The 7,150-nt window shown below is 42.2% G+C and carries 9 protein-coding genes; all 9 read right to left on the reverse strand.

What is annotated here, in order from left to right:
- Window positions 1-71 precede the first annotated feature (71 nt).
- A complete protein-coding gene (locus P3C18_RS20530; RefSeq protein ID WP_275963629.1) occupies window positions 72-527 on the reverse strand; it encodes a hypothetical protein in 456 nt (151 codons plus the stop codon).
- A gap of 82 nt (window positions 528-609) precedes the next feature.
- Entirely contained in the window at window positions 610-987 is a 378-nt protein-coding gene (locus P3C18_RS20535) for a hypothetical protein (RefSeq protein WP_275963630.1), read from the reverse strand.
- A gap of 1,195 nt (window positions 988-2,182) precedes the next feature.
- A complete protein-coding gene (locus P3C18_RS20540) occupies window positions 2,183-2,740 on the reverse strand; it encodes a hypothetical protein (RefSeq protein WP_275963631.1) in 558 nt (185 codons plus the stop codon).
- Between the two features lie 85 nt (window positions 2,741-2,825).
- Window positions 2,826-3,323, reverse strand: a complete 498-nt coding sequence (locus P3C18_RS20545) for a hypothetical protein (RefSeq protein ID WP_275963632.1) — start codon at window positions 3,321-3,323, stop codon at window positions 2,826-2,828.
- A 111-nt stretch (window positions 3,324-3,434) separates the two neighbouring features.
- On the reverse strand, window positions 3,435-3,734 hold the full coding sequence (locus P3C18_RS20550) for a hypothetical protein (RefSeq protein ID WP_275963633.1): 300 nt from the start codon (window positions 3,732-3,734) through the stop codon (window positions 3,435-3,437).
- 90 nt (window positions 3,735-3,824) lie between these two features.
- Complete coding sequence (locus P3C18_RS20555) at window positions 3,825-4,196, reverse strand: hypothetical protein (protein ID WP_275963634.1); 372 nt, start codon at window positions 4,194-4,196, stop codon at window positions 3,825-3,827.
- Between the two features lie 108 nt (window positions 4,197-4,304).
- Window positions 4,305-5,036 carry a hypothetical protein gene (locus tag P3C18_RS20560; RefSeq protein ID WP_275963635.1) on the reverse strand — a complete coding sequence of 244 codons (732 nt, stop codon included), beginning with the start codon at window positions 5,034-5,036 and terminating at the stop codon, window positions 4,305-4,307.
- 115 nt (window positions 5,037-5,151) lie between these two features.
- Complete coding sequence (locus tag P3C18_RS20565; RefSeq protein ID WP_275963636.1) at window positions 5,152-5,676, reverse strand: hypothetical protein; 525 nt, start codon at window positions 5,674-5,676, stop codon at window positions 5,152-5,154.
- Between the two features lie 567 nt (window positions 5,677-6,243).
- On the reverse strand, window positions 6,244-6,834 hold the full coding sequence (locus P3C18_RS20570; RefSeq protein WP_275963637.1) for a hypothetical protein: 591 nt from the start codon (window positions 6,832-6,834) through the stop codon (window positions 6,244-6,246).
- Window positions 6,835-7,150: the final 316 nt, after the last annotated feature.

Raw genomic sequence — 7,150 nt, forward strand, 5'->3', positions numbered from 1 at the left:
GCCTAACGATTAAGGTAAGGGGCGGGCTTTAGCCCGTCCCAGCGAACGAAGTGAGCGATTTGAGCGCATTGTTAGAGGCCGCTTCGCATGGCAATTTTTTTGTTGTATACCTCGCTAAGAATATATGGATTTCCCATGCCTGTTTTAATGCGCCACTCATTATTGGTGTTAGTGAGAGTGAAAACTTTTTTCTCAATATCGCCCTTGGCGTGTTTTTTAATATTTTGATCCTGGATGTTGCTGGTGTCGAATAATTCGTAAGTTACTATTGATGCGCAAAATTCAGGGTGGCATATAGGTTTTGAAATAGTATATGAGGATATGATTGTGATCATGTCATACCCTGGCTCATCATAGGATTTACTTACATCCAGGTAAGTATCCACGTATGTATTCCAGTCTCCGCCGCCTAAGCGGTAGCCAGCAGCGTCATATTCTAAATATTCAGTTAATGCTTTTTCAGGTGTTTCCCAAGCCCAAGCAATGCAAGGCATGAGCACGATTAGGATAAATACGACAATCTGCATAAGGCCTCTAACGTTTGGTTAAGGGGCGGGCTTTAGCCCGTCCCAGTGAGCGAAGCGAACGGTTTGAACCTATTGTTATGCGCTAATTTCCACTGCAATGTGAATATCCGGTAAGGAAAACTGCCAGAATTATTAACCACAGCACAATGTTCCTTAAGAGCTGGAAGCCAGAGCTTTGGCTGATAGATAGTATCTTTTTAGTTAGCTCTGGGAACAGGTCGTGAATGAATATACTGCCATCTATCAGAACAGTAGTTCTAAAATCATCTGCTCTATACTTGGCGTCAATCTTTACTTCATGCAAGCCTGCTTGAAAGGAAATGATGCCGCTAGGTCTGATGCTAAGCCTGTGATGAACAATTACATCGTTCACGTATACTTTCTCAAGCCCATACCAAGAAAAATCAACCACTACCGATTGTGGTGGGTTTTCACCGACATTAAATTTCGCAACTGGCATGGCAACTATTCCTGCTTAGCGCATAACGTTTGGTTAAGGGGCCGGCTTTAGCCCGCCCCAGTGAGCGAAGCGAACGATTTGAACCAGTTGTTAGGCTCGCCCTTGAGCCGAGCGCTAAAAGTTGATACAGCTCGATAGCCAACATAGCTTTTGATTTTAAGTGCTGTTTCATGCGGTTCCTTCGCTTCTGTCATCCGTTAGCAGCCAATGTGTCGCGAGGTTGATTAACGGTTTTGACGTAATTTTCTTGATTTGCCCCGTATTAATTTTTTTGATGTCTTTTTGTGCATGTTATGCCGCACTTTCTGTATGCCGACAAAGGCTATTAGTAGGAGCGATGTAATAATTACAGCGATACCTACATACCTTGGAATGAATGCCTCTACGCTGAAGACAACTAAAAGGATGACAGCCATAGCGCCCCCAACGCGAATGACGAAGTCTTTCCATGTTGGGTTCTTAATTGGGCCGAGAAATAATTTGCTCATATTTCAGTCTGGCTGTGCCTAACGTTTGGTTAAGGGGCGGGCTTTAGCCCGTCCTAGTGAGCGAAGCGAACGGTTTGAACCACTTGTTAGGCAAGCGGTTGGCCTGCCTGAAGCAGGACGTAATTGCTAATTACTATCTGATATCTTTTTGCACAAGCCCTTACACTCGTCCTCATGTCTAACCACGCATTTAGGAAATTTTGTAACGCCTCTTGAGACAAATGCGCAGTAATCATCATTGTATCTCTTGACTTCATTTCTATTTTTGTAAATGTGAAATACAGATAAATAAGACTTTGCATTCAGAAGTAACTTGTCAGTTTCTCTGTATTCGTCGGGTGTGTCATTTCCTTTGACTATTTGCGGCCATATACATGCTTTATCAAAAATTTTACTCTGTGCTTCTGCTTTTTCTATTTCAGTTGTGACTAGTTGTGTGAGTTGATCTGGTGTTGCGACTATTAATTTTTTAGGGAGTTCTGTGGCGTAATAGTTTAAAAAAGCATGAACGTCATTGTCACATCTTGGGGTTGCATGAACTGATGCAGAAAGAAACATCGTAAGCGCGACAATATGATTTCTCAATTTTAAATCCTAACGTGCTCTTCTGGCAGTATTATTTTGGCCTAACGTTTGGTTAAGGGGCGGGCTTTAGCCCGTCCCAGTGAGCGAAGCGAGCGATTTGAACCACTTGTTAGGTGAATATTTCACGGAAAATCTTCGCCAAGTAAATAGGTGACACCTTGCTTGTAGCCTTTTTTGAAGTCGACGACTGTAGCTAGCTTCTTATCAAGATCCGACTGAAGCCTACCCATTTGAAACTTAAGTAATTTATTAATTTCCGGTATGCGCTCAGGTGGAATGTCTCTCAGCTTAGGCTGAAATAGAAATGCTGTATTTTCATCGTTAATTCGTACTTCTACAGGGAATTGTGAAACGCCCCCATCGCTATTTTTAAAAATATGTGCGCTTACATCTCGGTGAGCATAGAGTTTGTTGCGGGCGTCAATTAGCTTCGTATGGGCAGTATGAAGTTGTGACTCTGGAAATTTTGTGAATAAACTTGGTAAAGGACCTAGACCATCAGCTTGATTGAAATTCTTAGAGTACGTTACTGCGATTCCGGCAATCATAGGAGGATACAAATCACTATTAAGCTTTAAAGATATTTCCTCCATATATTTAAGCAGGGAGATACATTGCTGAAACGAATCAGATGCAATAGTTAATCGCCTAATTTGAAGGATAATTTTATTTCTATCCACGGTATAGCCTATTCACCTAACGATTAAGCTAAGGGGCGGGCTTTAGCCCGTCCCAGTGAGCGAAGCGAACGATTTGAGCGCCTTGTTAGGCGCTTCCAAATAGCTGGCGGTATAACTCGGTTATGGTTTGAAGCTTAACAAAGTTGCCTTTATTTAAAGTGCGAATGTTCGGCCTTTCTAGTTTTAGGCCGGTTGCATTGCCTTTTGTATGTTTAGCAGTTTTAAAATTTTCTAGGCTGGGTAGTGGCTGGCCTGGGCTAGCACCAAAAAAATAATACGGCCCTAGATCAAGAGTTTCATTGTTGAAGTAAACCAAAACTACGCACCCGGACGGTTTTTTAGCCAGCGATATATGAGTTTTTTGCGCTGTGGTTGCTGAGCCGACAAATGTGGCTTTGAGTTGAATATGCCTGATGACGCCATTTGCTTCGGCAATAATGTCGTAGCCAGAGTTGTCGACTTCGGGTTTAGATATTTCGAGGCTGAATTCTTTAGATTTCCAAGATGCTTTGAGTAACTCACCAATAAGTAAGTGCTCAATTAGCTTTTCACGATATGAAGAATGCAGCGAGTGTTCAGTCATTATTGATTACCTGCGCCGCACTGAGAATTGAATAGCGCCTAACGTTTGGTTAAGGGGCGGGCTTTAGCCCGTCCCAGTGAGCGAAGCGAACGGTTTGAACCAATTGTTAGACTAAATACCCCAGGATTGCCTTTCGCTGCTCGACATAGAGGCTAGTACTTGACTAAAGGTCTCATTAAATTCTGAGCTGACATTCCCATGAGCTTTAAAGTTAGTAGCTAGATATCGCTTTACCGTATTTGGCCATTTCCCTTCGCGGTGTGCTCCATTAATTATGCCTTTTGCATCGTGATAGCTCGCGCCGTTTCTTAGCTCCCTAAGTCTATTTTCAAAATCAGCAAAGCTCCATTCGTCAGAGCGACATTCAAACTCATTGAGTAGTTTGATTTTATACTGCGCCATAGCTGGCATAAGACTCTCCTTTTGTTGTGGTCTAACGTTTGGTTAAGGGGCGGGCTTTAGCCCGTCCCAGAGAGCGCAGCGAACGGTTTGAACCAGTTGTTAGAGAACAACTGCAATAAGAATACTGACCGCTGCCAAGAAAACACCGATTAGCGTCCATTCGTGCACCCGGTTAATTGCAGCCCAGCCACTATCAGTGAGTTTCCAAATCGGGCTGCTTGAGTTAAATAGTTGGCCTTGGGGCAGGTTGCCTTCTTTTGTTAATTGGCCTGTGGGTACAGAATTTTCTAGTACCTCTACCCAACCACGCATGTAACAAGTTTTAAGCGCTGCATCTGTTTCTTCTGTGTGCTCAAGCGCATTTTCAATGACCCATACATTTCCTGGCTGGAGAACCAATGCAACTCTCTGCTTTGATGCTTTTTTCAGCGTTCTTCGGATTTTCCATTCTTGGCGATAGTTGCTGAACATCGTTGTTCTCTAACGTTTGGTTAAGGGGCGGGCTTTAGCCCGTCCCAGTGAGCGCAGCGAACGATTTGAACCACTTGTTAGTTGTGCTTTCTTAGCGGAAGCAAAAAATTAATCGTAAAAAGCACCTAAGCCGCGTGACTTTAATTCTTCAGCGTCAAGCCACTGATTTTCATTATAAATGTTATCAATAATATCCTGCGCTGAGTTTTCATGTAAAAACTCAGGATTTATTTCTTCTTTTGAAAAGCTATTGATGTTTTCACTTAAAAGGAATGCTTTTGCCCACTCATAATAAAAACACCTCACAATTTTTGGGTTTTTGAGTGTTAATAGTAGCTCTCTACTATTGCTTGCATTACTAGAAAGATTGAATGATCCGGTGATCACTGATTTAGGATTGATTTTTCCATCTTCGTCAATTATACATAGAATTAAAAATTTATAGTGTAATAGCGGCGTGATTCCTTCTTTGAGTTTACCGAAAACCCTTATTGAGCTTGTGTTTTTTCCAGGGATTTCATTACCATCAAAATAAGAGTTATTAGGCAGCTGTGAAATATCAAAGCCTAAAGTTTTTATGCTGTTAAATTTATCAAGGTAATCTTTTATGTAGTTATTCATTGAGTTTTTATCGGTAACGATACACGTACCAAATTCTAGATCTGCCAAGGCTTTAATTATTTTATTGTTGGTAATCCATGGACTGCATCCTAGTACTGCATTATATTTATTTATTTCTTTTATAATTAATTCTTCGTTATCAAAAAAGCTGACATTAATATTGGCATCGCCGCTGCCACCTGGCGGAGATACAAATTGAAATAACTTGTTTAAGTTCACAGCAATCCTTTTTAGATATTCAATATTTGAAGGCGCGCCGGTGCAACTAACGTTTGGTTAAGGGGCCGGCTTTAGCCGGTCCCGAGTGAGCGAAGCGAACGACTTGAACCAGTAGTTAGGTTTCAAGCACCTTGATAACTCTGTTTATAAAAACTGCTTGCTGCGAGTAAAGTGTGGATGCCGTACTACCTTTCTCGTGTGCTTCAGTTTTTATCAAGACTCGTCTTTGTGTTTCGTTAAGTATTTTCAATGCTTCATGGATTCGCGACTGCAGCAGCCTAGAATGCTCATTTTCAGAAAGATACCATGAGTAAGTTCTGTTCATGATCTCTTTCAATTCTGCTGTATCAAGTGAGCGCTGAGAAAAATTTATTGTGCTGAACTCTGATTCAAAATGTTCGCCGTGCTCGGTTTCGAGTATTAAATTATTTTCTTTTTGATAGATATACAGATAGTCATTATTTAATTTGCAGTCTTCTGCAAAGCTGATTAGTTCGGCAGAGCTCTTTGGCTTGGATATGAAAATTGAATACGCGGCTGGCTCTGCACCAGGGTGATAGTCTGTTATTAAGCGAAGCTCAAGATCATTTCCGTTTTTTAGCACGCCGGATATGTAGATCTCTTGCTCTGGGATATTCACAGATTTAGCCCTTGATACCTAACGTTTGGTTAAGGGGCCGGCTTTAGCCGGTCCCGAGTGAGCGAAGCGAACGGCTTGAACCACTAGTTAGGTTTGTACATAAAATTATTTTAGAAAACCATTGTTGGATTTGGATTTTCTTTAGTTGCAAGAGCGTAGCCATTTCTAGCGACTAGGTGAACCACTCCTGGCCAGTGTTTGTCTCGGGGGAGCGTGTGCGCAGTTGCTAGTTCACTTATGCCACTACCTAATGATATTAATTTCTTTGCAACAACAATACGCCGCCAGCGACAGCGCGTAGATAGATTATGTGTGAAGTCGCTCTTGCGCCCAAACCTTGGGTAGCAATTGTATTCAGCCATTAGCAGGGCCCGAAAATATGTCTCCATTTCCTTGTGAGGCATCTTTCTCCATTTTTTAAGTAGAAGTTTCTCAGTTCGCTCAAGCCGAGTTGGCCATTTCTTGTGTAGTGATTTTCGAGACCACATGTCGGCAGAACCTAACGTTTGGTTAAGGGGCGGGCTTTAGCCCGTCCCAGTGAGCGAAGCGAACGGTTTGAACCAGTTGTTATGCATTTTTATGGATTTCTGTAGCAATATATTCGTCTACCGGCATTGGTAGTATTGCATCATTGATTCTCAAAATTGCTCTGAGCAAGTGCTCTCTAATGCCTGAGCGTGTCTTTTTATCTGCCGCATTTTCTACTGCTTCATGTATATCGCAAAGCATTGCTGAAATTTTGCTGCAATCTGCCATGTTGCACGATTTAATATAAATGATGTCATCAATAACATGATTTTTATTTGGTTTGTTTTGAGGTGAGCAGGGGCATGTGCTAATTCGTAACCCTTGATACAGTTGGTCTCCTTCCCACACAAAATGCGCATCTTGATATTGAATTTCTAAGCCGTACCTGTTCTCTACTGGGTATTCATCACCATGTGTTCCGCGAGCGCAATTTGCGTATCTGGTGACAACGTAGACGCCAAATTCTTTTGCCTCCACTATATATTTCTCAAGCAAAGACTCTAGTCTGGACTTTATAAGATAATTAGGGGTTGTGTTGTCCCATGATAGATAACCATTTGAGTCTTCCACTCCAGATATTTGCCTAAGTACATCTCTTCGAAGATTGGTATAAAACTCAAATAGTGTCATTGCGTACCCGTTGATGCATAACGTTTGGTTAAGGGGCGGGCTTTAGCCCGTCCCAGTGAGCGAAGCGAACGTTTTGAACCACTTGTTAGGCGCGGACTTGAGCCGGGCGCTGCAAGTGGTTGCACCACGATAGCCAACAGTGCTTTTGCTTTAAATGGCCTTTTCATGCTGTTGCGCTGTTTCATGTGCTTTTTCTGATCGGCAATTTTGGAGCGCCTCAGCGCTAGTTCGATGTCATGACTGGCGTGCAAGGCAATTGCGTAACCAAGATTTTTTGCCCCGCCCGCGATTTCAAATACGCAAAATTCCTTTCATA

It is taken from the genome of Pseudomonas sp. 1928-m (assembly GCF_029269135.1).
Classification (GTDB): domain Bacteria; phylum Pseudomonadota; class Gammaproteobacteria; order Pseudomonadales; family Pseudomonadaceae; genus Aquipseudomonas.

Excerpts from the sequence above, each read along its gene's own strand:
- P3C18_RS20530 (WP_275963629.1), bottom strand. The coding sequence starts at position 527 with ATGCAGATTGTCGTATTTATCCTAATCGTGCTCATGCCTTGCATTGCT.
- P3C18_RS20535 (WP_275963630.1), bottom strand. The coding sequence starts at position 987 with ATGCCAGTTGCGAAATTTAATGTCGGTGAAAACCCACCACAATCGGTA.
- P3C18_RS20545 (WP_275963632.1), bottom strand. The coding sequence starts at position 3,323 with ATGACTGAACACTCGCTGCATTCTTCATATCGTGAAAAGCTAATTGAG.
- P3C18_RS20550 (WP_275963633.1), bottom strand. The coding sequence starts at position 3,734 with ATGCCAGCTATGGCGCAGTATAAAATCAAACTACTCAATGAGTTTGAA.
- P3C18_RS20555 (WP_275963634.1), bottom strand. The coding sequence starts at position 4,196 with ATGTTCAGCAACTATCGCCAAGAATGGAAAATCCGAAGAACGCTGAAA.
- P3C18_RS20570 (WP_275963637.1), bottom strand. The coding sequence starts at position 6,834 with ATGACACTATTTGAGTTTTATACCAATCTTCGAAGAGATGTACTTAGG.